Raw genomic sequence first — 25,085 nt, 5'->3', positions numbered from 1 at the left:
ACGATCGGGCATGCCGAGCATCTTCGGCCGATGCAATGCCACCGACACCGGCGCCGCGTCCGGCAAGCCCCGGGAACCGGCCAGCGGGTTCCGGAACCTCGGCACCGAGTCCGGCGCTCTGCTCGAGAACGCCTTGCGATTCCGGATTCGGTATCGGAGACCCTTCATGAACAGGCCCGTTCGTCTTGCCCGTGCCGTGACCGCAGCGCTGCTGCTCACGACGCTTCCGTCACTGGCCCAGCAGCCGATCACCTACCGGGGGCAGTTGAACCAATCCGGCTCCCCGTTTACCGGCCTGGCCGATCTCGAGTTCCGACTCTACGACGCACCGACCGGCAGCAGCCCGGTCGCCACCCCGATCGCGCGACCGAACTGGCCGGTCGAGGACGGCCTGTTCCAGGTCGAGCTGGACTTCATTCCCGGCCCGTTCGGCGCCGGGCGACGCTGGCTCGAGGTGATCGTCGACGGCGAACCGACAGGCCCCCGCGAGGCCGTCAGGCCGGCTTCGATCACGTTGGCCCCGGCTCGGGGTCCTGCGACATCGGCCTGGTCGGTCAACGGCACGGCGACCTACGGCGATGGCCGCAGGATCGGGCCCGATTGGGGCCTGGTGAACCCCGAACGTTCCGACCGGCAGCAACCGGCGGATGGATGCAGTTCGCCGGCGTCCGGCGCGGTGGCGCCCTAGTGTGCCCCGCCTCTCATTCGCCGCAGCCCTCGAGATCACGCGCAAGGCGGGGTTTCGGCACGGTTTCCGATTGATAGAACAGCCCCCACGTGAACGGCCGCCCATGCGCACATTCATGACTCGATCGATTCCTGCCCTCTGCGCCGTCCTGATGATCGCGCTGCCCGCCCGTGCCCAGGACTGGACCATCGACTGGTCCACCATCGACGGCGGCGGCGAGATCGCGGCCGAAGGCGGCGACTGGTCGTTGTCCGGCACCTTCGGCCAGTGGGACGCCACCGCCAACGGTTCGGCCTCCGGCGGGCCGTGGGAGCTGACCGGCGGATTCTGGGGCCTGGGCACCGCGTCCGACTTCCTGTTCAAGGACTCCTTCGAGTCCTGAGCCTCCACCGGAGACCCTTCGATGACGATCCGCACCCTTCTCTCCCGCCTGGCCATCGCCTCGTTGCTGCTCGTCTGCCTGCCCGCACTCGCCCAGCAGCCGATCACCTACCAGGGCCAGCTCCGCCAGGCCGGCACGCCGTTCACCGGCATGGCCGATCTCGAGTTCCGGCTCTACGACAGCCTGTCCGGCGGCATCCAGGTCGGCCCGGCACTTACTCGCGCCGACTGGCCGATCGAGGACGGCCTGTTCCAGGTCGAACTGGATTTCGGCACCGGCAGCTTCGGGCCGGACCCGCGCTGGCTGGAGATCATCGTCGACGGCACCCTGTTGGAGCCCCGGCAGCGCGTCCAGGCCGCGCCGATGGCGATGTTCGCGCTGGCCGGCAACGAGGGGCCGCCCGGCCCCGCAGGACCAGTCGGACCCACCGGCCCGCCCGGACCGGAAGGCCCGCCAGGCGACTCGCAGTGGGCGGTCGACGGCACGTCGACCTACTACGACCAGGGCAACGTCGGCATCGGCACCGACGTGCCGCTGGCGCGCCTGCACGTCCAGCGAAACAGCACGATCAGTGCGCCGCAGCTGGCACTGGTCGAGGACGACGACGACTACGCCCGGATGAGCTTTTCCAATACCGCACCCACGACCCGGTTCTGGAGCCTGGCGGCGCTGACGCGGGGCGCCGATCCAGTCGACGATCGGTTCAACATCTTCAGCAGCGTCGCCGGGGACGTGCTTTCCGCGACCGGCCAGGGCCGGGTCGGGATCTCGACGATCAACCCTTCGGCCACCCTGGACGTCAATGGCTCGGTTCGCCTGCGTGGACTCGGCCACGATCGAAGCCAACCGCAGACCGTGGTCGTCGATGCCGCCGGCAACCTGTCGACATCCCCGCTGCGCCGAATCACCGTGCCGGCGGCAGCGTTCCGAACGCTCCGCGACGACGTCGGTTTTTTTCTCAGCATCGAACACATCTACATCAACGACGCCGGGGACACGACGCCTCTGTTCGCTCCGCTGATACTGCCCGACGGCGCGCGCATCGAATCGGTGGTGGCCACGACCTCGGACAATCGTCCCGATGCGAACCTGAGAATCGTTGTCATCAGAGACGGTCTTGTGCCCGGCGACTCCAGCGAAGTCGTTGCGTCGATCGAGACCAGCGGCTCGGCACCCGTGATCTCGTTCCCAAGCGCAACAGGGCTGGATCACGTCGTCGACGGGGCAACGTCTCAGTACTACATTCAGGTTAATCCCAGGCCCAGCGGGGCCGCGTGGGATGGTTCGTCGAATCTGCGCACCTACGCCGTCACGATCGCCTATCGACTCTGAATGATGCGCATCAAGTCGCGTCAGCGCATCGCTAATGCTCGGATGCGCCCGATGCGCTGACCGCTCACCACACCTTACGGCGCCCGCACACGGACCTTGCGCGAGCATCGATCCCGGAAAAAATCGTCGAAGGGCGTCGCGAGCGGCGGCGTGCGGGGGACGCCCCCCCCGGATCGGGTCCGGGGCAGGCTCCGCGCAGGAACCGCAGTGCACTCAGGTGTGCATGAGGATTCCGAGTACCGGACGGCGCCCGCACGCCGTCGCGCAGCAGCCTTTCGATCACACGAAAAAATCGTCGGAGGGCGTCGCGAGCGGCGGCGTGCGGGGGCCGCCCGGAGCGCAGGAACCGCAGTGCACTCGAGGGTGCATGAGGAGTCCGAGTACCGGACGGCGCCCGCACGCCGTCGCGCAGCAGCCTTTCGATCACACGAAAAAATCGTCGGAGGGCGTCGCGAGCGGCGGCGTGCGGGGGCCGCCCGGAGCGCAGGAACCGCAGTGCACTCGAGGGTGCATGAGGAATCCGAGTACCGGACGGCGCCCGCACGCCGTCGCGCAGCAGCCCTCCGGCGATTTTTCAGCCGGGGGGCCACTTCATCTGCCGCCCACCCAGCAGGTGCAGGTGGATATGCCACACCGACTGCCCGCCGCCCTCGTTGCAGTTGAAGTTCAGGCGATAGCCGTCTTCGGCAATGCCCTCGGACTGCGCGATGTCGCGCGCGGCCAGCACCATGCGGCCGACCAGCTCGGCGTGCTCGGTTTCGAGGTCGTTCAGGGTGCGGATCTTCCGCTTGGGGATGATCAGGATGTGCACCGGCGCCTGCGGCTCGATGTCGCGGAAGGCCAGCAGCTCGTCGTCTTCCCAGACGATGTCGGCCGGGATCTCCCGGGCCACGATCTTCTCGAACAGGGTGTCGCTCATGGTCGGCTCCTTCGGATTCGGGAAACGGGAATTCGATCAGTGCCGCGCGTCGAGGGCGGCCAGCACGATGTCCGCGGCGGCCTCGGCCGTCGGCAGCTTGCGCGGGTCCTCGGCCGGCCAGACGCGCGACCGGAGACCGCTGTAGAACGGGCCGGGGTCGACGGTGGTCACGGCCGGGCCGTGTTTGCGACACTCGGCGCCCAGCATCGCGGCCAGGGCGCGCACCGCCGACTGGGCCACGCCGTAGCCGGCCCAGTAGGCCGCGGCGCGGGCCTCGGGGTCGTCGATGACGAACACCACGCGGCCGTCGGGAGACTTACGCAGCAGTGGCAGAAGCGCCCGGGTCAGCAGCATCGGGCCGGTGACGCCGGCCTGCAGTTCCTGCATCCACTCGTCGGGCGGCAGGTTCTCGATCGTGCGCAGGCCCTTGAACTCGGCCGCGGCGTGGATCACCGCATCGACGTGGCCGAACTCGGCATGCAGCGACTCGGCCAGCTCGACGTAGTGGTCCGGGCCGGCGCCGGCCAGGTCCAGCGGTACGACCAGCGGCGCGCGACCTTCCGCGGCCAGGCCGTCATGCAGCCTCTCCAGCCCGCGGCGATCGCGGTCCAGCGCGATGCAGTCGGCGCCGTCGGCCAGCACGCGGCGCACCAGCGCCGAGCCCAGGGCGCCGGCCGCGCCGGTGACCAGCACGACGCGCGAGACGTCTTCGTTCATCGATGGAATCCTTGCAGCGGTCAATGAATCGCCCCATAGTATCGTCGTCCAGTCTGCAAAACCGGGTGCGATCACGAATGCCGTTCTACGAATACCGAGCCACCAGCGCCGACGGCTGCCGCCACTGCCGCGACGGCTTCACGAAGCTGCAGAAGCTCGCCGAGGAGCCGCTGGATGCCTGCCCGGGCTGCGGGGCGCCCGTCGAGCGCGTGATCTCGGCGCCGCAGGTGGTCTCCGGCAAGGCCCATATGCAGCGGCCGGACAACATCGAGAAGCACGGCTTCACCCAGTACAAGAAGATCGGCCAGGGCGTCTACGAGAAGACCGCCGGTACCGGCCCGAGAATCATCAAGGGCGACTGACGTTCAGCGTCGGCGGGCAGTTCGCCCAGGCGTGGCCAGCGGCGGCACCAGCGCGGCGTAGCCGGCCACCACCAGCCCGATGCTCCACAGCGCGACCCCGGCATCCAGCAGCAGCCCCAGCGCCACCGGCCCGAGCGCGGTCGAGACCACCATCAACGCCATGTACACCCCGCGCACCAGGCCCAGCTGGCGGGTGCCGTAGAACTCCACCCACACTGCCGCGGCCAGCACCGAGTTCAGCCCGGCGGTCAGGCCCAGCCCGGCGAACATCGCCCACAGCGACGGCCCCGGCGCCAGCCCACCCAGCGCCAGCAGGGCCAGGCCCAGCGGCACCAGCTCGATCCGCAGCAGCGGCCGGACCCCGAAGCGGTCGATCAACCGACCGGCGGCGAACGACGCGGCGAACTGGGCGGCGGCAAACAGCGCGAAGGCCTGGCCGACGGCGAGCATGGCCCACCCCTGGCGCTCGGCGATCGCCGCCTGGTGCAGGAACAGCGCGGTCACCACCACCGGCGGCACCAGCACCACGGCGAGGATGCGCAGGAAGGTCGGGTCGACCAGCAGACGGCCGCGGCCGATCCGCGGCGGCGCGACCGGGGTGTCTCCGTCGCCTTCGGCCGACGGATCACCGACCAGCGGCCGGGCCAGCACGTACAGCAGCGGTGCGACGACCAGTGCGGCGACGGCGGCCAGGCTCCACCAGACCGCGCGCCAGTGCAGCGATTCCAGCGCCAGCGCCAATGCGAAGGGAAACAGCGCCTCGCCGACGATGAAGCCGTAGCTGGCCATGGCCAGCGCGCGGCCGCGCCGCACGGTGGCGAAGCGGCCGGCCGCGACCACCGCCAGATGACCGAGCAGCCCCTGCCCGGCCAGGCGCAGCAGGAACAGCCCGCAGGCGAACAGCAGCGGCGTGGCCGCCGTGGCCACGACCGCAGCACCCGCGGCCAGCACCAGCGCCACGACCACGGCGATCCGGCGCAGCGCGACGTGATCGGCCACGGCCCCCAGCCAGAACACGGTCAGTCCGCTGACCAGGGTCGCGGACGAGTACAGCGTGCCGAAGGCCGCGTCACTCAGCCCGAACGCGGCCCGGAACTCGGCCCCGAACAGGCCGATGAAGAAGGTCTGGCCGACGCTGGAGCACAGCGCGGCCGTCAGCGCGAAGCGGCCGGCGGGCGGCAGCCCGCGGCGCGGGGCATCGGTCATCGGCAGTCCTTGGCCGGTGCGTCCGGTGGCGAGGGCCGTCAGGGTATCGCAGCCGACCGCCGACACGGGAACAAAGCGCCGGTCGGCTATCATCGGAAGCATTATCGACCCTGGAGATCCACGATGTTGCGATTCCGTTCCCGTTCGACGTCTGCCGTCCTCGCCGCGCTGGGCCTGGCGATCGCGTCGCTGCCCGCTGCCGCCGAGCGCCTGCGCACCGAGTACCAGCCGATCGAACTCGAGGCCATCGCCGAGGGCCTCAGCGAACCCTGGGCGCTGACCTTCCTGCCCGACGGCGACCTGCTGGTCACCGAGCGGCCCGGCCGCCTGCTGCGGGTCACGCTCGACGGCGACGTGACCGAGATCGACGGCGTGCCCGAGGTGGCCGCCCGCGGCCAGGGCGGCCTGCTCGATGTCGTCACCCATCCCGACTACGGCGACGGCGAGAACGACTGGGTCTACTTCAGCTGGTCGCAGGCCGGCCCCGACGGCGTCGACTCCGCGACGACCCTGTCGCGCGGCAGGCTCGACGGCGACCGGCTGGTCGACGTCGAGCAGGTGTTCATCCAGGACCGCTTCTCGACCCCCGGCCGCCACTACGGCTCGCGGCTGGCGTGGCTGCCCGACGGCACGCTGCTGATGAGCATCGGCGATCGCGGCGCCGAGCCGCCGCGCGCCCAGGACCTCAACGATCACGCCGGCACCCTGCTGCGCATGAACGACGACGGCAGCATCCCCGCCGACAATCCCTTTGCCAGCCGCAGCGATGCGCGCCCCGAGATCTGGACCTCCGGCAACCGCAACATCCAGGGCCTGGTGGTCCATCCGGAAACGGGCCAGGTGTGGTCGACGGAGCACGGCCCGCGCGGCGGCGACGAACTGAACCTGATGACGCCCGGCGCGAACTACGGCTGGCCGGTGGTCTCGCGGGGCCGCGACTACCGCACCGAGGAACGCTACTTCGACTACACCCGCCGCTCGATGGCCGGCATCGTCGATCCGGTGATCGACTGGACGCCGGGCCTGCACCCGTCGGGCCTGGCCGTGCTGGTCGACGACACCTTCCCGGCCTGGCAAGGCAACTTCCTCGCCGGCGGCCTGGCCACCGAGCAGATCCGTCGAATCGTCTGGGAAGACGGCGAGGTGGTCCACGAAGAGCGCCTGATCCAGGGCGAAGTCGGCCGCGTGCGCGACGTGCGCGTCGGCCCGGACGGCTTCATCTACCTGGTCACCGACAACGGCGAGGGCAACGACGGCGTCTGGCGCATCCGCCCGGCGGGCTGAGCAGACGCTGCCGGAATCGCCACTGCACCGCCCGGGCTTCTCGGCCCGGGCGGTTTCCTGTCAATCCTCGAATCCGCTGGCGAACAGCACGGTCTCGTCGTCGAAGATGCGGATCGAGACGGTCGCCGGACTGCCCAGCGGCGTCTGATACGACGGCCGCACCAGCACCAGCTCGAAGTCCTCGACGGGCTCGGCGTCGACGTCGTCGACCAGGCCCACGGCCACAGGCCACACCGTTGCATCGCCGTCCGCCCAGATCAGTGTCTCGTTCACCGCCAGGTAGTCCACGCCTTCGACGGCCGAACCGGCCTGGCTGACGACGGCGACCTCGATCACACCGTCCGTGCCGCCGACCCGTTCGACCTCGACCATGGCCATCCCGTCGGCCTCGTCGACCTCGATCAGCCCGGTCCGGAACCGGATCCGGCCCGTCTCGGCCGTCGTCTCGCAGGCGATCGCGACATCCGCGACGTCGCCGCCGCTCGCCGTGCCGCTGCCGTTGGTGACCGTGCAGGCCTGCTCCGGGGCCTGCGGGAACCCGACGACGGTCACGTCGTAGGTGAACCCGTCCGGAATCGGATCGGGGAACTGGAACGGTCCGTTGGTCGAGATCGGCAGCTGGGCTTCACCGTTGAGCTCCAGCACCAGGCCGCTGCCCTCGAGCCCGGTCACCGTACCGCCGATGCGGCGCGCCAGCCGGCACTGGACGACGATGTCGGTCACATCGCCCTGGCCGACCGTACCGCTGCCGTCGAGCACGCGGCAGAGCTGTTCCGGACTGCTCGGTGCCGACAGCACGGTCACGTCGTAGGTCGAGCCCGGCAGCTGCAGCTGGCCGAACTGGAACGGCCCGTTGGCCGCGATGGCCAGGTCGTCGCCGCCGTTGTTCTGCAGCACCAGTCCCGGGCCGGCCGCGCCGGTGACGGTGCCGCCGATGGCGTGGAAGGTCCGGCAGGTGACCTGGACATCGACGACGTTCTGGCCCTGGACCGTTCCGCTGCCGTTGCCGACGATGCAGTTCTGTGGCGGTGAGGCGGGCGACGAGCGCACGGTGACGGCATAGGCTTCGCCGTCGAGCAGCAGGCCCTCGAACTGGAACGGCCCGTTGGACGTGATGGTCAGGTCATCGCCGCCGTTGTTCTGCAGCACGAGGCCCGGACCGGCAGCGCCGGCGACGTCCCCCCGGACCCGATACAGGGTCTGGCACTGCACCTGCACATCGGAGACGGGCGCACCCTGCACCGTACCGCTGCCGTTGATCAGCTGGCACTGCTGCGGCGGTGAATCGGGCGTCGAGACGATGCTGACCGCGTACGCTCCGCCGTCGGCCACGGCCTGGACGAACGCGAACGCGCCGTTGGCCGTGATCGTCAGGTCCTCGCCGGCGTTTCGCAGCACGAGACCCGGTCCTTCAGCGCCGACGACGGTGCCGCCGATCGTGAACCCGCTGCTGCAGTCGACCTGGACATCGACCACCGCTTGACTGCCGAGCACGCCCGACCCGTTGACGACCTCACAGGTCTGGTCGGGCCCCGTGGGCGAGGCCGCGACCCGGACCTCCCAGGGCGAGCCGCTGGCGACCGGGGTCGCGAAGGTAAAGCTTCCGTCGGACGCGACCGGCAGCGTTTCGACGCCGACCAGCTCCAGCACCAGCCCGCTGCCGGCCAGGCCATCGACCTGGCCGCCGATCGTCGTCCGCGTCGCGTCGAAGGTCCAGACCGCGCCGGCCGAGGTCGCTGCGTTGTCGAGCGGATCACCGCCGAGGCCCGTCGAGGAACCATCCTCGGCGATCGAACCGACGGCGATCAGCCCGTTGGACAGGGCGACCGTTCTCCCGAACTGGTCGTTGAAGTCCGTGACCGACGGCTTGAGGTAGTGTTCGAACTGCCAGGCGCCGTCGAACAAGCGGAACAGGTAGGCGGCCCCGGCCCTGGTCAGGGAATCATCACTGCCGTCGCCGCCCACGCCGGACGATGCGCTGTCCTCGAGCCAGGCGCCGACCACCAGCCGGTCGCCGTCGAGGTCGATGTCGATGCCGAACTGGTCTTCGGCGTCCGGGTGCGTTGGCCGGAGCTTGCCGCGCGCCGCCCAGGCCGCGCCGCTCCATTCGAACAGGTAGACCGTGCCGGCTTCGAACGTCGCGTTGCCGGGCCCGTCCTCACGATACGCGGCAACGGCGAGCCATTCGTCGGTCAGCGCCACGGCGTCCCCGAACTGATCGCCGGTCTCCGGGTCCAGGGCCTTGATGTAGGCCGAAGGGGTCCAGGTCGTGCCGAAGCGATCGAACACGTAGACGGCGCCGGCGGCCGGCGCTTCGTTGTCCAGGGGGTTGGCGTCGACGCCGTTCGACGAGCTGTCTTCGCCCGGGCTGCCGACCACGATTCGATCGCCCCGGAGGGCGACGGCGTTGCCGAAGTCGTCCTGGATATCGGGGTTCGTCGCCTTCAGGTAGGCCTGTTGCGACCAGGTCGTCCCGTCTCGAACGAACACGTAGGCCGCGCCGGAATCCCGCGCGTCGTTGCTGGCGTCGTCGCCGTCCACGCCCGGCGCCGCACCGTCCTCGGCCGGCGCGCCGACCACCAGCGTATCGCCGTCGAGCGCCAGCGAAGCGCCGAACTCGTCGTCGGAATCGGTATTGGAGGGCTTCAGGTAGGCCTCGTAGAGCCACTGGCCGCTGCCATTGCGCGTCAGGACGTAGACCGCGCCGGAGTCGCTCGCGTCGTCGTTGAGCTGATCGCCGTTGAATCCCGTCGAGTCGCTGTCCTCGCCGATCGCCGCCACCGCCAGCGTGTCGCCGGACAGGGCAACGGCAGAACCGAAGGCATCGCCGTCTTCGGGGAACGGCGCCTTGATGTAGGCCTGGGGCGTCCAGCCGCCGAGCTCGTCCCGGACGTAGACGTAGACCGCACCGCTGCCGTTGCCGGCGTTGTTGGCCGGCGGGCCGCCGATGCCGCCGATCGCGGAATCCTCCCCGGGCGCGCCGACGACCAGCGTGTTGCCGTCCAGCGCGATCGAGGAGGCGTATTCATCACGGCTGTCGGTGTTGGTCGCCTTGATGTAGGCATCGACGGCGTAGTCAGCCACGGGCAACGGCTGGGCGCAGCGGACCTCGACGTCGTCGATCGGCCCCTCCCCGACGATCCCGGCACCCTGCCCGACGACGCAGAACTGGTCGGGCGAGGTGGGCTGCGAGGCCACCGTGACGCCGTAGGACCCACCTTGCTCGAGCGGATTCGAGAACTCGAACGCCCCGTTGCCGGCGATGCTCAGGTCGTCGCCATCGTTCAGCCGCAGCACGAGGCCGCTGCCGACCAGCCCCGTGACCGCGCCGCCGACCGGATAGGACGGGGGCGGAGGAATCACGGGACAGGTCACGATCAGATCCTCGGGCGGGCCATCGATGACCCCGGTGATCGTGAACGGTTCGCAGATCTGATCGGGGTCGGAGGGTTGCTGGATGATTTCGAACGTGTACTCATCGCCGTCGAACAGCGCCGGCTCGTTGAAACCGATCGCTGAAGCGGGGCCCGGTGAGGTAGCGTTCCGTTCGACACCGTTCAGGCGTCCGCGCATGCCGCTGCCGGCCAGGTTCTCGATATCGACGGACATCGTATAGATGGCGGGCGCGTCGTAGACGTACGCTGCACCCGCCTGCGAGAGCGAGTCGTCTTGCGGGTTGCCCCCGATGCCGACGGATGCACTGTCCTCGAGGTGCGCTCCGATGACGACGAACTCATTGCCGATCGCAACGTCGCCGGAGCCGAAATAGTCGTTCGGGTCCGGATTGTTCGCTTTGAGGTATGCCGTGTGCCAGAGGCGCCCCCCCAGGGGCTGATAGACATAGGCGGCGCCGGCATTCAACGTCGAGTTGTCCGCCTGATTGCCGTCCACGCCCGCCGAACCGCTCGCTTCGTCCCGGGCGCCGATGACGATACGCCCTCCGCGCACATCGACCCCACCGCCGAACAGGTCGCCGAAGTCGGCGTTCGGTGCCACGATATAGGCGTACTCGAAGGTACTGTCGATCGAAGCATTCTCCTTGAAGAGAAACGCTGCGCCGATCTCGCCCACGCCGTGATAGGGCGCACCGACCAGCACGTCCCTGCCGTCGATGGCCACCGAACTGCCGAAGCGGGCACGCTCGAACGCTTCGCTGGGTTTCAGGTAGTCGGCGTAGATCCAGGGTTCGTTCGGCTCGAAGGTCTCGATGTAGTAGAGGTAGGCCGCGCCGGCGTCGGGCAGGGAATCATCGGATCCGTCTCCGTCGATCCCCGTGGCCGAGCTGTCTTCGCCCAGCGCTCCGACCACGACGATGTCGCGAAGAGTGCCGGTGGTGATGCCGACCGACGAACCGAACTGGTCGCCGGCACCGGTGTTATGGGCCTTGAGGTAGGCCTCCTGCGTCCAGTTCCCCGATTCGTCGCGCACGAACACGTAGGCCGCACCGGCATCCGGCACCGTGTCGTCGAGCTGGTTGCCGTCGACGCCGGTCGAGAAACTGTCTTCGAAGGGCGCCCCGACCACGATCCGGTCCCCGTCGATGTCGACCGACGACCCGAAGCCATCCTCGGCGTCCGGGTTCGAGGCCTTCAGGTAGGCCTGCTGGGTCCAGGTGCCATTGCCGTCGCGCACGAACACGTAGACGGCGCCCGCCCCTGGCGCCGTGTTGTCGGAACCGTTGCCATCGACGCCGGAAGCGGCGCTGCCTTCGCCGGCGGCTCCGATCACCAGCGTGTCGCCCGAAAGGGCCACGGCCGACCCGAACGTGTCCCCCGAACCGGCATTGTCGGCCTTCAGAAAGGCCTGGTGTTGCCAGTCTCCGTCCGGCTCGCGAACATAGACATGCACGCTCCCCGAGCTGGTCAGCGAGTCGTCCGACGGGTCATCGGCCGATGCCGAGCTTTCCAGGGGCGCCGCCACGACGAAGGTGTCGCCGTCGGCCGCCACGCTGCGACCGAAGAAGTCCCCGGCCCCGGTATTGATGGCCTTGACGTAGAGCGGCCCCTCGACCCGTCCGTCGGTCGTAGTGATCGTGGTCTGCGCAAGGCCGGGTGTCGTCAGGAGGCCGGCGGCCAGCAGTAAGAGACACACCCCCAGGCCACGCAGCCGTTCGTGGCGATGACGCGGCCGGGGCGGCCGAACGTGGAGAGGCGGACAGTCCGATTGCATCATGAGGATCTCGAATCGCGAGAGTTCGATGGCCTATACGCACTACGGCACGACAACCCTTCGTTCGGCGATCGTCAGTAGCGCCCTGCGCCCGGCAGCGACCCGTCCCCGGCGAGCGATCGACCGCTACGTCCGCCGCAGCAGTCCCGGGACCAGCAGCGCTCCGAACAGCACGGTGCCGGCCGACACGACGACCATGGCGGCGAACGCACGCTCGTCGACGCCGACCTGCAGGCCGCGCTGCATGACGACCATCGCGATCTCCGAGCGCGGCACCATGCTCGCGGCCAGCAGCAGCGCGCCGGCCCCGCCCAGGCGCCGCCGGGCCGGAAGACCGACGCCGAGCAGCTTGCCGCCGATGGCCGCGACCAGCAGAAGCGCCGCCGGCAGCAGGACGCCGGCGAACGCGTCGAGTTCGACCATCAGGCCCAAGCCGACGAAGAAGAACGGGCTGAAGAAGTCGTACAGCCCACGGATGACCGGTCGCTCGCGCGCGACCCGGTTGTCGCGCGAAAAGGCCAGCCCGGCCAGGAACGCGCCGATGGCCAGCGACAACCCGGCCAGCTCGGCCAGGGCCGCGATCAGGAAACCGACCGCGACGACCAGGATCACCGGCTCGTGATCGGTTTCGTGGCGCTCGAAGAAGGCGGTCAGGCGCGGCTCCAGCCAGACCGAGAACACCCCGGCCAGGACCAGGAAGCCGACCAGCGTGCCGACGACCTGCAGCAGCACGACCCCGGCTTCGGGCTGGATCAGCGACTCGCCCGCGGCCAGCAGCGGGGCCATGCCGACCAGAACCGCCATCAGCACGATCGTACTGAGGTCGTCCAGCTCGGCCAGGTCGAGCAGCAGGCTTCCCTCGTGGCTGTCCAGCCGGCCGGCGTCCTGCCACAAGCCGACGCTGACGCCGACACTGGTCGCGGTCATCGCCACACCGACGAACAGCGACGAGAAGGCATCCAGGTCCAGCCACCAGCGCGCCGCGGCATAGCCGGCCAGGCCGCTGATCACGACGTTCCAGAACCAGATGCCCAGCGCATTGGGCAGCTGTGCGCGCAGGTCCTTCAGATCGGCTTCCAGGCCGGCCTTGAACAGCAGCATCACCAGGCCGGCCTCGGCCAGCAGCCGCAGTCCCGGCAACACCGTGCGGACCTCCTCGCCGGCAGCCCGGTCGAGCACGAACCCGAGCAGCAGGCCGAGGCCGATGTAGGCCACCATCGGCGGCAGCCAGCGTCCGCGCAGCCCGACCCGCACCAGCAGGATGGCGATCAGCAGCACGCCGACGGCCAGCAGCGCCAGCGTCGATGCGTGATGCTCGATGAATCCGTTCATCGGAGCGGGGTTGGGGTGCAGGCGAACACGGCGAACTCCGGCGCTCAGACGTCGGACGACGAGTCGTCGGGCGGCACCGGCCCGTGGCCGATCCACGGCTCGAACGGCCAGTCGGCACCGTCGCGGATGGCCTCCAGCGCCCGGCGTTCACGCTCGACGATGGTCTCGACGAAGAACGTCCCGTCCTTGCCCATCACCGCGAACGCGTCCAGGCCCTCCATCAGGAACTCCTGCAGCCGGCCGAAACCGGCCGCGACCGCCGGGCGATGCATCCAGCGCACCAGCCGCCGGATCATCGGCTTGCGCACCGTCTCGACCAGCAGGTCACCCAGCTCGCCGATCAGGCGGATCTGTTCCTCGCGCTCGTCCCAGGCCTCCAGTCGGCGATAGGCCCGGGCGTACTCGGGCTGGTCCAGCGGCCCCTCGATGCGCGCGGCCAGCCGGGCGTCGAGGTCCAGGCTCATCCACTGCAGCCGCATCGCCTCGCCGACCGCGAACAGCAGGTGGTCGGGCAGGAAGCGCTTCATGACCGGCAGGGCGCGCTCCAGCTGCCGATCGCGCTCGGTGACGTTCTTGCCGCCGTAGAGCTCGTCGAGGAAGAACACGCAGGCATCGCGGTAGATGTCCTGCGCGGCCAGGTCGGCATAGGTCGCGTCCAGGCGGGCCCGCTGCCAGCGCTGCAGTGCGGCCAGCGCCGGGTCCGTCGACGGCAATCGCCCGACCAGCGCCAGGCTGGCCTCCACCTGCCGGGCGAGATGCTCGGTGCCGTTGCGGTCGGTGCTGCTCATGCCTCGAGTGCGCGGATTTCCTTGACCAGCTCGTCGCGGCCGCGGCGGAACACCGCCACCGCCTCGACGTGGGCGTAGCGGATCACCTGGGCTTCGTCGAGCAAAAACACGCCGCGCTTCATGCCCAGCAGGCCCTTGCAGCCGTACTGCGCGGCCACCGCCAGGTCGGCATCGGTCAGCAGCGGGAACGGCAGATCGTGCTTGTCACGGAACCGCCGGTGCGAGGCCGCGTCGTCGCCGCTGATGCCGACAAGCTCCACGCCCAGGCCCTGAAATTCCGACAGGCCATCGCGGTACTCGCACAGCTGCCGGGTGCAGACCGGCGTGTCGTCGCCCGGGTAGAACACCAGCAGCAGGCGCTGTCCGGCATGCTCGGCCAGCGACCAGGTCGCTCCGTCCTGGTCGGGCAACTCGAAAGCGGGGGCCGGTCGGCCCGGAGTCGCTGTCATTTCGATGGCACCTCCTCGAACGGTCAGGACGTCAGGATAGCAAGCCACACGGCCGAGACGCGTCCGGCGGCGTTACAATGATCAGGATGTTCATGAGCGATTCCTCATGCTGACTCTGAATCCCGCCGGAAAACGGCGCAGCGGACGCAAAGCGCCGCGAATCGGCCTGGCCCTGGCCGGCGGCGGTCCGCTGGGCGCCATCTACGAACTCGGCGCGCTGCAGGCCGTCAACGAGGGCATTTCAGGCCTCCGTCTGCATCAGCTGGACCACTACGTCGGGGTCAGCGCCGGCGCGTTCCTGGCCGCCAGCCTGGCCAACCAGGTCACGACCAGCCAGATGTGCCGGGTCTTTCTCGGCGCCAAGGGTGCGGAATTCACGTTCGAACCCGAGTCGTTCCTGCGCCCGGCGCTGGGCGAATTCACCGACCGCGTGCGCAACACGCCGGGCGCGTTCTGGGCACTGATCACCGAAGCGATCCGGCACCCGTCGCATCTCGGCCGACTGGAATCGATCGGCGGCCTCAGCCGGGTGCTGCCGACCGGCGTGTTCGACAACGAGACCATCCACAACTTCGTCGCCCGGGTCCTCGACAGGCCCGGCCGGACCAACGATTTCCGCGAGCTCGACACCACGCTGCGAGTCGTCGCGATGGACCTGAACACCGGCGGCGCGGTGCGCTTCGGCGAACCGGGTCTCGACGATGTACCGATCTCGCGCGCCGTCCAGGCCTCGGCCGCCCTGCCCGGCCTGTATCCGCCGGTCCGGATCAAGGACCGCTACTACGTCGACGGCGCCCTGCGCCGCACCCTGCACGCCTCGGTCGCGCTCAACGACGGCGTCGACCTGCTGATCGGCGTCAACCCGCTGGTGCCGTTCGATGCCGCGCAGGACCCCGAGCGGATGCAGATCGACCAGGAACGCATGATCGACGGCGGCCTGCCGCTGGTGCTGGCCCAGACCTTCCGCGCGCTGATCCAGTCGCGGATGCAGATCGGCATCTCCAAGTACGCCAGCCAGTTCCCGGAATCCTCGATCCTGCTGGTCGAGCCCGATCGACACGACGAGCGATTGTTCTTCACCAACATGTTCAGCTACTCCAGCCGCAGCGACCTGGCCGAACACGCCTACCAGCACACCCGCCGCGAGCTGCTGACCCGCGCCGACGATCTGGAGAAGTTCCTCGCCCCCTACGACCTGGCCCCGGACCGCGCGGCACTGGAAGAACACCGCACGCTCAAGACCAGCCTGGCCCAGGAACCGCCCTACCTCGCCCCGCTGGGCAACAGCCTGGCGCGCAACCTCGACCGGCTGGATCGGCTGCTCGAAGATCTCTGAGGCCGAGGCCCACAGGCGCTGAAGAAAAGAAAAGGCCCGGGACGTCCCGGGCCTTTGTCTTGTTGCAGGGGCCTGCCGGCTACGGGCTCTCGAACCCGTCCTCGAACACCGTCTCGGTCTGGACCGTCGCGCAGCTCTGGACGCGGATGTCGTCGATCCACCAGCCCGGCTTGCCGACCGACGAGTCGGTGGCCAGGCGGAAGCGCAGCTGGACGGTCTCGCCGGCATAGGCGCCGAGATCGACAATCGAGTTCATCCATTCCTGGGGATCGCCGCACCAGGCATCCAGGCCGGCGGCCGGGTTGCTGAAGCCATCGTCCATGGGGCCGTCGTACGGGTCGGTCAGCATCACGGCATTCGGCAGCTGCGACCAGCTCGCACCGGCGTCGGTGCTGATCTCCAGCAATCCGCCATCGAAGCAGCCCGAGCCGCCGTCTTCCATCTCCTGGCGATTCCAGAACTGGAAGCTGTGTGCGCTGGTGTCGGCCGGCAGTGCGATCGGCGGCGTGGTCAGCAGCTGATCGCTGACCGACGGCACATCCTCGCCGTGCCAGGCCTGGGTGCCGCTGTTGACCTGCGCGCTCTGCAGCACCCAGGTGCTGCCCGTTCCTCCAGTGGTCCAGCCCGGGGCGCCGGACTCGAAGTCCTCGATCAGGTGCACCTCGGGCGTGCTGCCGATCGAGCAATCCCCGGGCAGCGCCACGGTGATGAACGAGCGGGTCGACGACACCTCGCTACCGCACTGGTTGGCGACCGACACCCGCCAGTACAGCTCGGTGTTGCTCGGCAGCGGCGAAGTGACCGCCGATGTCGCGTCGGTGGTCGTGGAGAACAGGATGTTGGAGAACGCCGGATCGTCGGCCACTTCGACCGTGTATTCCGACGCCTGCGCGACCGCGCCCCATTCCAGGGTCGCCTGCTGGGGAACGTTGGTGGCGCCGTCGACCGGTGCACTCGGAGACGGTGCCGCGGGCGCCGCGGTGAAGACGCTGAGAGCCAGCTCCACGGATCGACTCGTTCCGCCGCTGACGCCATCGACGGTCACGGTGTACTCGCCGGCCACAGCCGCGCCCGTGTTGGCGATGGTCAGCGAGGTGGTGTTCGGCGGCGTGACGTTGCTCGATCCGAACGTGGCCGTGGTTCCGGCCGGGTTGCCCACGGCGGAAAGCGAGACCGGATCGGAGAAGCCGAGCACGGCGCCGACATCGATGGAATACGCCGCATCGTCCGGTGTGCAGATGGCTGCCTCGGCCGGCGAGCCGGACAGGGTGAAGGTCGGCTCCTGGACGCAGTTGTAGCAGACCAGGGCGAAATCCTGATCGGTGGAGTCACCGACGTTCGGCACGCCGTCGCCGGCGATGTTGAAGGCCGACACGGTCACGGTCAACGCGCTGACGGTGCCGGCGTCGAAGAACACGGCCTCGTAGTTGTTGGCGCTGTCGGCGCTGCCGCCGGTCGTGCTCCACGGGCCGCTGAACACGTTGCCGAGGTAGGTCTGTCCGGCGGCCTCGACCGAGAGGTTCAAGTCGTTGACCTGCGGGCTGGTGCCGATCGCGCCGGCCTGGTCGGTGTAGACCATCATCACCCGCACCGGGCGGGTCGGATCGGCCGCCGAGACGCTCATGCTCCAGTCCTCGCCGCTGTTGTCGAACAGCACGTCCTGGTTGACGGTCACCTTCAGGGCGTCGTCGAACATCAGGTTCATGTTCGGCATGCCGTAGCCCTGCACGTTGCTCGGCAGGTCGTCGCCCCCCGACACACCGGTCAGGTAGGTGGGATGGGCCAGCACGTAGGCCTTGAGCAGCGCCGGGCTCGGCGTGACCGGGGCGCCGGGGTTGGCCGGCTGGATGCCGGTGGCGTTTTCCAGCCACCACCAGGCCAGCGACGTCACCCCGGCCACCGCCGGCGTGGAGTGGCTGGTGCCGCTGGAGGCGGCGAACACCGACTGGCCGCTCGGGCGGAAGGCGTCACACACGACGCTGCCGTCGTAGTTGCCGCTGGTGCTGGCGGTCCCCTGGATGTGCGTTCCCGGCGCGATCGTCTCGGGCTTGACGCGTCCGCCCGGCGACGGACCGCGGCTGGAAAACCCGATCACGTCCATGGCGTTGTCGGCGCCGCTCGGCCCGGTCCCGCAACCGTCGGTCCAGTTGCCGTCCTCGTCGGAAGGTCGCTGGTTCTCCGACGCACCGACGGTCAGCATGTTCTTGCCGTTGCCCGGGGTGCCGACCGTGCCGGTCGACGGACCGGAATTGCCGGCCGCGAACAGCACCATCAGTTCCTGGTTCATGGCCGCAGCCGGATCGGCATCGCGAACCCCGACATCGTAGGCCTGGGAGCCGTCGTCGTAGCTTCCGGCGCAGCCCGAACAGCCCCAGGAGTTGGTGCTGATCCGCCCGCCCTGCTGCCAGGTGTGCTGGATGGTGCCGGTGTCGGTGCCGCCGCAGCCCGTCAGGTCGAAGCCCGGGGCGAAGATCCGGGTGCTGGCCAGCGACGCGAACGGGTTGACCCCCTGGCCGCGCTGATAGCCGTTCGGGTCCTCGAACGGAAAACCGGTCCGCTCGTCGTAACCACCGACGATGCTGGTGTTGATGTGACCATGACCGCCGATGCTCTCGGCGCTGCTGACGCTGTGGCAGCTGGTCACGAACTGCAGTCGCGACGGGTTGGCGATGTCGCCGTCGACGTGCAGCGTCGGGTCACCGGAATTGACGGCACCGTTGCCGGTCCCGTCGTCCACCACGACCACGGTCGGATAATCGGCGTGGTCGGTCGAAAACCCGAGCCCGGTCAGCCAGCCCAGGTAGCCGGTGCCCGACGGACCGCTCTGGTCGCCGTTGAAGTTGCCGGCCACGATCTGGTTCTGCACCTCGTCGAACAGCTCGCGCGGAAGGTATTCCTCGACCCAGTAGACATCGGGACGCTCGGCGATGGTCCGCAGATCGTCGATGCGCACCTCGTAGCGCGCGTTCTGGAAGCCCAGGACCGGCGACCAGTCGGCCAGCTTGCGCTCGGCCAGGCCGTCGAGGAACTGCTGGGTATCGGCCGCCGCCGGGTGGCGGATCATCTGGATCGTGACCGGAACCACGCGATCGGGCGACTGCGCCTTGTCGATCCGGCGGCCGATCGCCGGCCCCAGCTTGAAGAATGCCGGCAGCGGCTGGCTGAACTGCAGCACCGAGCGCTGGGCCGCCATGGCATCGAGCTGCTCTCGTGCCGCGTCATCGGCCCAGACCAGGTAGCCGTAGTTGGCAACGTAGTGCACCGGCGTGGCGCCGGCGGCCTTGACCTGGTCGAGCCATTGGCTGCGGACCGGCCCGACGAACTGGATGATCTGCAGGGTCTCGCCCCGCGGCGCGACTCGGCTCCATCCCTCGGGCACCTCGATCGCCCCGGTCAGAGTGTCGAAGGGCTGGGCGTCGAACAGCAGGCGGTTGGCTTCGGGCAGCGGCTGGACGCCGTCGGGAAGCCCGCTGCGCTGCCAGGCCCGGAACGCGTCTTCCGGCAGCGCATGCAGCCGGTAGTTGCCGTAGTCGGCCATGGTGCGCAGCTCGGCGTTGGCCGGCAGGCGCGCCGATTCCGGGGCGGTGAACTTGATTTCGCCGGCGATCAGCGCCGAGCTGGACATCAGAAGAACGAGCAGTGCAGCCGGAACGGGGCTGCGAAACGAGAAACGCGTCATGAAAACTCCCTTGGAATTCGAACCGGGCACCGCCGCGACGTCGGCGAAGCCGGCGGCCAGTATAGGCAGCCGGTCCGACCGCCGCAATGGAGCGGGTGTCTGCCGGCACGCGATTCATCGACCGACCTTGCACGACACCGTCCAGACCGTGCAGGCACCCGATCCGGCGACCTCGGTTCGGCGACCGAACGAACCGCGGCCTTCAGGCTCGTCAATGCCGCCGGCCGGGCAACCCGAGTGCGATCAGCCGGCCTACCGGGCCGCTCGACGCAGCCGCCGGGCCTGTCGCCAGAGACCGAATGCCGCACGCGGTCCCGACGCCGACAGGCGCTGCTCGAGTGCCCGTGACGGTTTGCGCACCAGCAACAGCCCGAGCCGGCGGTCGAGCTCGGCGGTGAGCACGGCGTGGCGATGGCGCCAGGCGGCCGCGGTCGGCAGCGCCTGGCGCCCGGCCTCGATCGCCTGCACGCCCTGACCGGCCAGGTGGGCCAGCAGCGCGCGGACGCGGTGCGGCGCGTCACCCTCGGCGACCTGGGCCCGGGTGAGCTGGAACTCCGCCCGCAGCTCCAGCGGCACCGACCAGCGACCGTGGCGCGCGTCCAGCACCAGGTCGCGGGCCAGCCGGATCCGGTAGGCCGCTGCGGCCATCCGCTCCAGTTCTTCGACCACCGTGGTGTCGACACCGTCGGGCGCGACCAGCGCTGCCTCGGCCTGCGCGGCGGGCGCGGCCAGTGCGCGGGCATGTCGGTCGAGCTCGGCTTCGGTATCGAAGCGCGGCGCATCGATGGTGGCGCGGACCGCCGCGACCAGTCCGCCGAGCATTCGGGTCGGCGCGCGCTCGGCCGCGCCGCTTTCGAGATAGGCCTGGATCACCGGGTGCGGCAAGTGGTCGTCGAGCGCGTCCATCCACCAGCCCAGCTTGCGCCGCGCGACGTCGGGCTCGGAGACATCGCCCGGCACCGCGGCGATCTCGCCGATCAGCGCGCGCAGCGCAAGCAGCGCGTCGCGATCGGCCGGATCGGCGTACGGCAGGGTCAGGGTGAGCGGGTGCCCGGGCACCAGGTAGCGCGCCCGACACCAGTCCAGCGACGACTCAGTGGATGCTTCCGCCATCGGGCACCTCGGGGGCGTCGTTGCGGATCAGCTGTTCCAGGTCCAGCCGGTCGAAGGCGTAGTTCTCGTTGCAGAACTGGCAGTCGACGTCGACCTCGCCCCGGCTCTCGAGGATATCGGTGAGCTCGGCCTCGCCGAGGCTGCGCAGCACCGCCATCACGCGCTCGCGCGAGCACGGGCAGTGGAAGGCCAGCGGCCGGGCCGGGAACAGCCGGCGCGGCTCTTCGTGGAACAGGCGGTGCAGCAGGGTCGCCGAGTCGGTGGCCTGCAACTCGTCGACCGACACGGTGTCGAGCAGCCGGCCCAGCCGGTTCCAGCCGTCCGGGTCCGGCGCCTCGCCGGGCAGCTTCTGCAGCAGGATTCCGGCCGCTGCGCCGTCGCGGACGATCACCCGGATGCGGGTCTCGAGCTGCTCGGACTGGCGGAAGTAGGCTTCCATCGCTTCGGCCATGCCGCTACCGAGCAGCGGCACGATGCCCTGGTAGGTCTGGCCGCGATCGGACGGCTCCAGCGTCATCGTCAGCGTGCCGCCGGCGGCCAGCCTGCGAAGATCCACCGACCCGGCCGACCCGGCCGCAAGGGCCTTGGCATCGAAGCGCGCCAGCCCGCGCAGGCCGCCGTCGTCGGTGCAATCGGCCATCAGCAGCGAAAGCGCCGAGCCGCTGCGCAGCTGCAGGCTGATCCGTCCTTCGAACTTCAGCCCGCTGGAGCACAGCGCGGTGACGACCAGCGCTTCGCCGAGCAGACCGGCCACCGCCGGCGGATACGGCCCGCGGGCCAGCACCTCGGCGAGTACGCGATCGAGGTGGACGACCACGCAACGCGCGTTGGCCGCTTCGAGCAGCACGCGCTGGAGATGATCGCCGGTCGGCGGCTCGCGCGGATCGTCGCTCATCGCAGCGTTCCGGTCTGGATCTCGGCCAGCGCGGCGAGCAGGTCGATCGGGCGCCGGATCAGGGCATCCGCGCCCCATCCGGCCGGATCCTCGCTGGCTGCCAGGTAGCCCCAGGCCGCAGCGACGGTCCGGCTTCCGGCGGCGCGGCCGGCCTGGATGTCGCGCCGATCGTCGCCGACCATCACCGCCTCGCCGGGCGCGACACCGAGCAGGCGGCAGGCCTGTTCGACCGGGTCCGGAGCCGGCTTCGGACGATCCGTGTCGTCGCCGCCGACCAGCGCAGCGACCCGGTCGGCCCAACCGGCCCGGCGGATCAGCGGCTCGGCCAGCGCGCGCAGCTTGTTGGTGACCACGCCGATCTTCAGGCCCATCGCGTCGAGTCGCTCGAGCAGGTCGGGCACGCCGTCGAAGGGCCGACTGTCGTCCCAGCAGTGGGCGCGGTAGTCCTCGAGGTAGGCCGATCGCCAGACCTCGCGCTGCGCCTCGTCGAGTTCGGGCACGCCGGCAGCCATCAGCGCCAGCGCACCCTGCCCCGCCAGCGGCGGCAGGTGGCCGAGATCGATCTCGGCCAGGCCCAGCCGCGCGCGCAGCCGGGCGACCGCGCCGACCAGGTCGGGCGCGGTATCGGCCAGCGTGCCGTCCAGGTCGAACAGCACGGCGCGCAGGGCGGAGCCGGTCATGCCTCGGGCTTGCGGGCGTGCAGCAGGTAGTTGACGCGCGGCCGTCCGTCGATGCGCACGCTGCGCGAGAACGGGTTGTAGTGCATGCCGGCGATCTCGACCACGTCACCGCCGGCAGCGCGCACGAAGCCGGCCAGTTCGGACGGCCGGATCAGCCGATCGTAGCGGTGGGTGCCGCGCGGCAGCAGTTGCAGCAGGTACTCGGCACCGACGATGGCCGTGGCCCAGGCCAGCGGCGAGCGGTTGATGGTACTGAAGAACAGCTGGCCGCCGGGCCGGGCCAGCGCGAAGCAGGCGCGGACCACGCTGGCCGGCTCGGGCACGTGCTCGAGCATTTCCAGGCAGGTGACCACATCGTAGGCGCCCGGCGACTCCGCGGCCAGCGCCTCGGCGGTGACCTCGCGGTAGTCGACCTCCAGACCCGACTCGATCCGGTGCAGCTGGGCCACCTTCAGTGCCTTGCCGGCCCGGTCGATGCCGGTGACGCGCGCACCGCGTTCGGCCATCGCTTCGGTCAACAGGCCGCCGCCGCAGCCGACGTCGAGCAGCGCGGCGCCGTCGAGCGCCGCGCGCTGTTCGATCCAGTCGGCGCGCGGACCGTTGATGTCGTGCAGCGGGCGGAACTCGCCCTCGGGATCCCACCAGCGCGACGCCAGCCGGTCGAAGGCCCGGGTCTCGCGCGGGTCGAGGTTTTCCCGGTCGGTCACGAGGTCGCCGGCGGGACGGGCTTCGGATTCGGATTCGGGGGCAGAAGAGCTGTTCATGCGTCGGCCTCGGTCGGGAGGGTCGCGATCCGCTGGCGCCAATTCCGGGTCTGGGTCAGCAGCGCGGCCTCGTCCAGCGTGGTCAGCGACCGGTCGTTCAGCAGCCGCCGTCCGGCCACCCAGACATCGGTGAACTGGCACCGCGGCGCGGCATAGACCAGCTGGGAGATGACGTGGTGAACCGGTTCGGTCTCGATGCAGTCGAGCCGGATCGCGGCCAGGTCGGCCTGCTTGCCGGCTTCGATGCTGCCGATCCGATCTTCCATGCCCAGCGCCCGCGCGCCGTGAAGAGTGGCCATCGACAGCGCGCGCGCGGCGGGCACGGCCTCGGGATTGCCCGAGCGGCCCTTGGCCAGCAGCGCGGCCAGCCGGGTCTCGGCCAGCAGGTCCAGGTCGTTGTTGCTGGCCGCGCCGTCGGTGCCGATGCAGACGTTGACGCCGGCGGCGTCCAGTTCGGCGACCGGGCAGATGCCGCTGGCCAGCTTCAGGTTCGAATCCGGGCAGTGCACCACGTGGACACCGGCCCGGGCCAGCCGCAGAATATCGGCGGCGCTCAGCTGGGTCATGTGCACCGCCAGCAGGCGCGGCCCCAGCAGGCCGAGCTTCTCGAGCCGGTCCAGCGGATGCATGCCGTGCTCGCGCCGGCTGGACTCGATCTCGCCGGCGGCTTCCAGCAGGTGCAGGTGCACCACCAGGTCGAGCTCCTCGGCCAGCGTCCGGATGCGCTCGAAGGCCGAGTCGTCGACCGAATAGGGCGCGTGCGGGACGAAGGTGACGCCGACCAGCGGCTCGCCCTGGAAGCGCTCGTGGACCTCCAGCCCGCGGCGGAAGTACTCGTCCTCGGTCTGCGCCCAGGCGGTCGGAAACCGGATCACCGGCATTCCGACCACGGCCCGCATGCCGACCCGGACCGCGACCTCGGCGGTGACGTCGGGGAAGAAGTAGTTGTCGTTGAAGGTCGTGGTACCGCCCCGAAGCATCTCGGCAATCGCCAGCTCGGTGCCGGCACGCACGTAGTCCGGCCCCATCAGTCGACCTTCGGCCGGCCAGATGTGGTCTTCGAGCCAGCGCATCAGCGGCAGGTCGTCGGCCAGCCCGCGCAGCAGCGCCATCGCGCTGTGGGTGTGCATGTTGACCAGCCCCGGCATCAGCGCGCGGCCGGGCAGATCGATGCGCTCGGCGTCCGGACAGGCCGCGTCGAGCTCGGCGATCGGCACCAGCGCTTCGATGCGCTCGCCGTCCAGGACCACCGCGGTCCCGGTCAGCACCCGACCTTCGGGAACGACCGGGACCACCCATTCGGGCAGCAGCGCCTGACGACCCATCGGGCGATCAGTCCTTGACGCGCGAGACGTACTCGCCGGAACGGGTGTCGATGCGCAGCACTTCGCCTTCGTTGATGAACAGCGGTACTCGGACCACCGCGCCGGTCTCCAGCTCGGCCGGCTTGCCGCCGCCCCCGGAGGTATCGCCGCGCTCGCCGGGGTCGGTCTGGACCACCTTCAGCTCGACGAAGTTCGGCGGCATGACGGTGATCGGCTCGCCGTTGAACAGCGTGATCTGGCAGCGGTCCTCTTCCTTCAGCCACTTGGCGTTGTCGCCGATGGCCGACGCGTCGGCGGCCAGCTGCTCGAAGCTGTCCGGGTCCATGAAGTGCCAGAACTCGCCGTCGGAGTAGAGGTACTGGACCTCCTTTTCGAACACGTCGGCGCCCTCGAGCGTTTCGTTGGCCTTGATCGTCTTCTCGACCACCCGGCCGGTCTTCAGGTTGCGGACCTTGAAGCGGGTGAAGGCCTGACCCTTGCCCGGCTTGACGAATTCGGTGTCGGTGATGGTGTGGGGATCGCCGTTGATCAGCACCTTCAGGCCGTTCTTGACGTCGTTCAATCCGTAACTTGCCATGTTGTCTCCACTGGTTTGCTTGCCGGTCTTCTACAATGGGGCTCGCTGCGGGACCGGCCCGCGCCCGTTGCCTGCGACCGACCCGTCG

Annotated in this window: 20 protein-coding genes; 6 read left to right on the top strand and 14 right to left on the bottom strand. The window is 69.7% G+C overall.

Annotation, left to right across the window (positions count from 1 at the left end; all coding sequences use genetic code 11):
* Window positions 1-166: 166 nt before the first annotated feature.
* The 3 genes from HFP89_RS12770 (at window position 167) to HFP89_RS12760 (ending at window position 2,402) form a co-directional block, all read left to right on the top strand.
* The gene (locus tag HFP89_RS12770) at window positions 167-688 is read left to right on the top strand and encodes a hypothetical protein (RefSeq protein ID WP_168718048.1); all 522 of its coding nucleotides are present in this window, start codon (window positions 167-169) and stop codon (window positions 686-688) included.
* Window positions 689-803: 115 nt separating this feature from the next.
* Window positions 804-1,070, top strand: coding sequence for a hypothetical protein (locus HFP89_RS12765; RefSeq protein ID WP_168718047.1), 267 nt, complete (start codon window positions 804-806; stop codon window positions 1,068-1,070).
* Between the two features lie 21 nt (window positions 1,071-1,091).
* Window positions 1,092-2,402 carry a hypothetical protein gene (locus tag HFP89_RS12760; protein WP_168718046.1) on the top strand — a complete coding sequence of 437 codons (1,311 nt, stop codon included), beginning with the start codon at window positions 1,092-1,094 and terminating at the stop codon, window positions 2,400-2,402.
* Window positions 2,403-2,976: 574 nt separating this feature from the next.
* Here HFP89_RS12760 and HFP89_RS12755 read toward each other — a convergent pair.
* Entirely contained in the window at window positions 2,977-3,321 is a 345-nt protein-coding gene (locus HFP89_RS12755) for a histidine triad nucleotide-binding protein (RefSeq protein ID WP_168718045.1), read from the bottom strand.
* A gap of 36 nt (window positions 3,322-3,357) precedes the next feature.
* A complete protein-coding gene (locus HFP89_RS12750; RefSeq protein ID WP_168718044.1) occupies window positions 3,358-4,038 on the bottom strand; it encodes an SDR family NAD(P)-dependent oxidoreductase in 681 nt (226 codons plus the stop codon).
* A 77-nt stretch (window positions 4,039-4,115) separates the two neighbouring features.
* On the opposite strand from HFP89_RS12750, the gene HFP89_RS12745 reads away from it, so the two are divergent.
* Window positions 4,116-4,400 carry a zinc ribbon domain-containing protein gene (locus HFP89_RS12745; protein ID WP_168718043.1) on the top strand — a complete coding sequence of 95 codons (285 nt, stop codon included), beginning with the start codon at window positions 4,116-4,118 and terminating at the stop codon, window positions 4,398-4,400.
* A 3-nt stretch (window positions 4,401-4,403) separates the two neighbouring features.
* On the opposite strand, the gene HFP89_RS12740 is transcribed toward HFP89_RS12745, so the two are convergent.
* Window positions 4,404-5,606 (bottom strand): MFS transporter, encoded by a 1,203-nt coding sequence (locus HFP89_RS12740; RefSeq protein ID WP_168718042.1) that lies wholly within the window; start codon window positions 5,604-5,606, stop codon window positions 4,404-4,406.
* Between the two features lie 123 nt (window positions 5,607-5,729).
* On the opposite strand from HFP89_RS12740, the gene HFP89_RS12735 reads away from it, so the two are divergent.
* Entirely contained in the window at window positions 5,730-6,890 is a 1,161-nt protein-coding gene (locus tag HFP89_RS12735; protein WP_168718041.1) for a PQQ-dependent sugar dehydrogenase, read from the top strand.
* A 60-nt stretch (window positions 6,891-6,950) separates the two neighbouring features.
* On the opposite strand, the gene HFP89_RS12730 is transcribed toward HFP89_RS12735, so the two are convergent.
* From HFP89_RS12730 to HFP89_RS12715, 4 genes are all read right to left on the bottom strand, one after another.
* Entirely contained in the window at window positions 6,951-11,981 is a 5,031-nt protein-coding gene (locus HFP89_RS12730; RefSeq protein ID WP_168718040.1) for a Calx-beta domain-containing protein, read from the bottom strand.
* Window positions 11,982-12,185: 204 nt separating this feature from the next.
* On the bottom strand, window positions 12,186-13,391 hold the full coding sequence (locus HFP89_RS12725) for a cation:proton antiporter (RefSeq protein ID WP_168718039.1): 1,206 nt from the start codon (window positions 13,389-13,391) through the stop codon (window positions 12,186-12,188).
* A gap of 44 nt (window positions 13,392-13,435) precedes the next feature.
* On the bottom strand, window positions 13,436-14,179 hold the full coding sequence (locus HFP89_RS12720; RefSeq protein WP_168718038.1) for a hypothetical protein: 744 nt from the start codon (window positions 14,177-14,179) through the stop codon (window positions 13,436-13,438).
* Window positions 14,176-14,628: a peroxiredoxin gene (locus tag HFP89_RS12715; RefSeq protein WP_168718037.1), complete on the bottom strand. Its 453-nt coding sequence runs from the start codon at window positions 14,626-14,628 to the stop codon at window positions 14,176-14,178. The genes HFP89_RS12720 and HFP89_RS12715 overlap by 4 nt, the downstream gene beginning before the upstream one ends.
* Before the next feature lie 106 nt (window positions 14,629-14,734).
* Here HFP89_RS12715 and HFP89_RS12710 point away from each other — a divergent pair, with 106 nt between their 5' ends.
* Complete coding sequence (locus tag HFP89_RS12710) at window positions 14,735-15,964, top strand: patatin-like phospholipase family protein (protein WP_168718036.1); 1,230 nt, start codon at window positions 14,735-14,737, stop codon at window positions 15,962-15,964.
* 79 nt (window positions 15,965-16,043) lie between these two features.
* Here HFP89_RS12710 and HFP89_RS12705 read toward each other — a convergent pair whose 3' ends face one another.
* The 7 genes from HFP89_RS12705 to efp all read right to left on the bottom strand — a co-directional run bounded on the left by HFP89_RS12705 (window position 16,044) and on the right by efp (window position 24,997).
* The gene (locus HFP89_RS12705) at window positions 16,044-19,643 is read right to left on the bottom strand and encodes a S8 family serine peptidase (RefSeq protein WP_168718035.1); all 3,600 of its coding nucleotides are present in this window, start codon (window positions 19,641-19,643) and stop codon (window positions 16,044-16,046) included.
* Between the two features lie 252 nt (window positions 19,644-19,895).
* Window positions 19,896-20,756, bottom strand: a complete 861-nt coding sequence (locus HFP89_RS12700; protein WP_168718034.1) for a squalene/phytoene synthase family protein — start codon at window positions 20,754-20,756, stop codon at window positions 19,896-19,898.
* On the bottom strand, window positions 20,737-21,651 hold the full coding sequence (locus HFP89_RS12695) for an Hsp33 family molecular chaperone HslO (protein ID WP_168718033.1): 915 nt from the start codon (window positions 21,649-21,651) through the stop codon (window positions 20,737-20,739). The genes HFP89_RS12700 and HFP89_RS12695 overlap by 20 nt, the downstream gene beginning before the upstream one ends.
* A complete protein-coding gene (locus HFP89_RS12690; protein WP_168718032.1) occupies window positions 21,648-22,331 on the bottom strand; it encodes an HAD-IA family hydrolase in 684 nt (227 codons plus the stop codon). Before HFP89_RS12690 ends, HFP89_RS12695 begins: the two co-directional genes overlap by 4 nt.
* Window positions 22,328-23,095, bottom strand: coding sequence for a bifunctional 2-polyprenyl-6-hydroxyphenol methylase/3-demethylubiquinol 3-O-methyltransferase UbiG (gene ubiG / locus HFP89_RS12685; protein ID WP_168718031.1), 768 nt, complete (start codon window positions 23,093-23,095; stop codon window positions 22,328-22,330). Before ubiG ends, HFP89_RS12690 begins: the two co-directional genes overlap by 4 nt.
* Window positions 23,092-24,420 carry a TRZ/ATZ family hydrolase gene (locus tag HFP89_RS12680; protein WP_168718030.1) on the bottom strand — a complete coding sequence of 443 codons (1,329 nt, stop codon included), beginning with the start codon at window positions 24,418-24,420 and terminating at the stop codon, window positions 23,092-23,094. The genes ubiG and HFP89_RS12680 overlap by 4 nt, the downstream gene beginning before the upstream one ends.
* A 7-nt stretch (window positions 24,421-24,427) precedes the next feature.
* Complete coding sequence (gene efp, locus HFP89_RS12675; protein WP_168718029.1) at window positions 24,428-24,997, bottom strand: elongation factor P; 570 nt, start codon at window positions 24,995-24,997, stop codon at window positions 24,428-24,430.
* Window positions 24,998-25,085 lie beyond the last annotated feature (88 nt).

This window comes from Wenzhouxiangella sp. XN79A (assembly GCF_012272825.1).
Classification (GTDB): domain Bacteria; phylum Pseudomonadota; class Gammaproteobacteria; order Xanthomonadales; family Wenzhouxiangellaceae.
This window is presented reverse-complemented; position numbering and strand designations above follow the sequence as displayed.

Bases quoted from the DNA above. Each gene is read 5' to 3' on its own strand.
- HFP89_RS12770 (WP_168718048.1), top strand. From the start codon at position 167: ATGAACAGGCCCGTTCGTCTTGCCCGTGCCGTGACCGCAGCGCTGCTG.
- HFP89_RS12765 (WP_168718047.1), top strand. From the start codon at position 804: ATGACTCGATCGATTCCTGCCCTCTGCGCCGTCCTGATGATCGCGCTG.
- HFP89_RS12760 (WP_168718046.1), top strand. From the start codon at position 1,092: ATGACGATCCGCACCCTTCTCTCCCGCCTGGCCATCGCCTCGTTGCTG.
- HFP89_RS12755 (WP_168718045.1), bottom strand. From the start codon at position 3,321: ATGAGCGACACCCTGTTCGAGAAGATCGTGGCCCGGGAGATCCCGGCC.
- HFP89_RS12750 (WP_168718044.1), bottom strand. From the start codon at position 4,038: ATGAACGAAGACGTCTCGCGCGTCGTGCTGGTCACCGGCGCGGCCGGC.
- HFP89_RS12745 (WP_168718043.1), top strand. From the start codon at position 4,116: ATGCCGTTCTACGAATACCGAGCCACCAGCGCCGACGGCTGCCGCCAC.
- HFP89_RS12740 (WP_168718042.1), bottom strand. From the start codon at position 5,606: ATGACCGATGCCCCGCGCCGCGGGCTGCCGCCCGCCGGCCGCTTCGCG.
- HFP89_RS12735 (WP_168718041.1), top strand. From the start codon at position 5,730: ATGTTGCGATTCCGTTCCCGTTCGACGTCTGCCGTCCTCGCCGCGCTG.
- HFP89_RS12725 (WP_168718039.1), bottom strand. From the start codon at position 13,391: ATGAACGGATTCATCGAGCATCACGCATCGACGCTGGCGCTGCTGGCC.
- HFP89_RS12720 (WP_168718038.1), bottom strand. From the start codon at position 14,179: ATGAGCAGCACCGACCGCAACGGCACCGAGCATCTCGCCCGGCAGGTG.
- HFP89_RS12715 (WP_168718037.1), bottom strand. From the start codon at position 14,628: ATGACAGCGACTCCGGGCCGACCGGCCCCCGCTTTCGAGTTGCCCGAC.
- HFP89_RS12710 (WP_168718036.1), top strand. From the start codon at position 14,735: ATGCTGACTCTGAATCCCGCCGGAAAACGGCGCAGCGGACGCAAAGCG.
- HFP89_RS12705 (WP_168718035.1), bottom strand. From the start codon at position 19,643: ATGACGCGTTTCTCGTTTCGCAGCCCCGTTCCGGCTGCACTGCTCGTT.
- HFP89_RS12700 (WP_168718034.1), bottom strand. From the start codon at position 20,756: ATGGCGGAAGCATCCACTGAGTCGTCGCTGGACTGGTGTCGGGCGCGC.
- HFP89_RS12695 (WP_168718033.1), bottom strand. From the start codon at position 21,651: ATGAGCGACGATCCGCGCGAGCCGCCGACCGGCGATCATCTCCAGCGC.
- HFP89_RS12690 (WP_168718032.1), bottom strand. From the start codon at position 22,331: ATGACCGGCTCCGCCCTGCGCGCCGTGCTGTTCGACCTGGACGGCACG.
- ubiG (WP_168718031.1), bottom strand. From the start codon at position 23,095: ATGAACAGCTCTTCTGCCCCCGAATCCGAATCCGAAGCCCGTCCCGCC.
- HFP89_RS12680 (WP_168718030.1), bottom strand. From the start codon at position 24,420: ATGGGTCGTCAGGCGCTGCTGCCCGAATGGGTGGTCCCGGTCGTTCCC.
- efp (WP_168718029.1), bottom strand. From the start codon at position 24,997: ATGGCAAGTTACGGATTGAACGACGTCAAGAACGGCCTGAAGGTGCTG.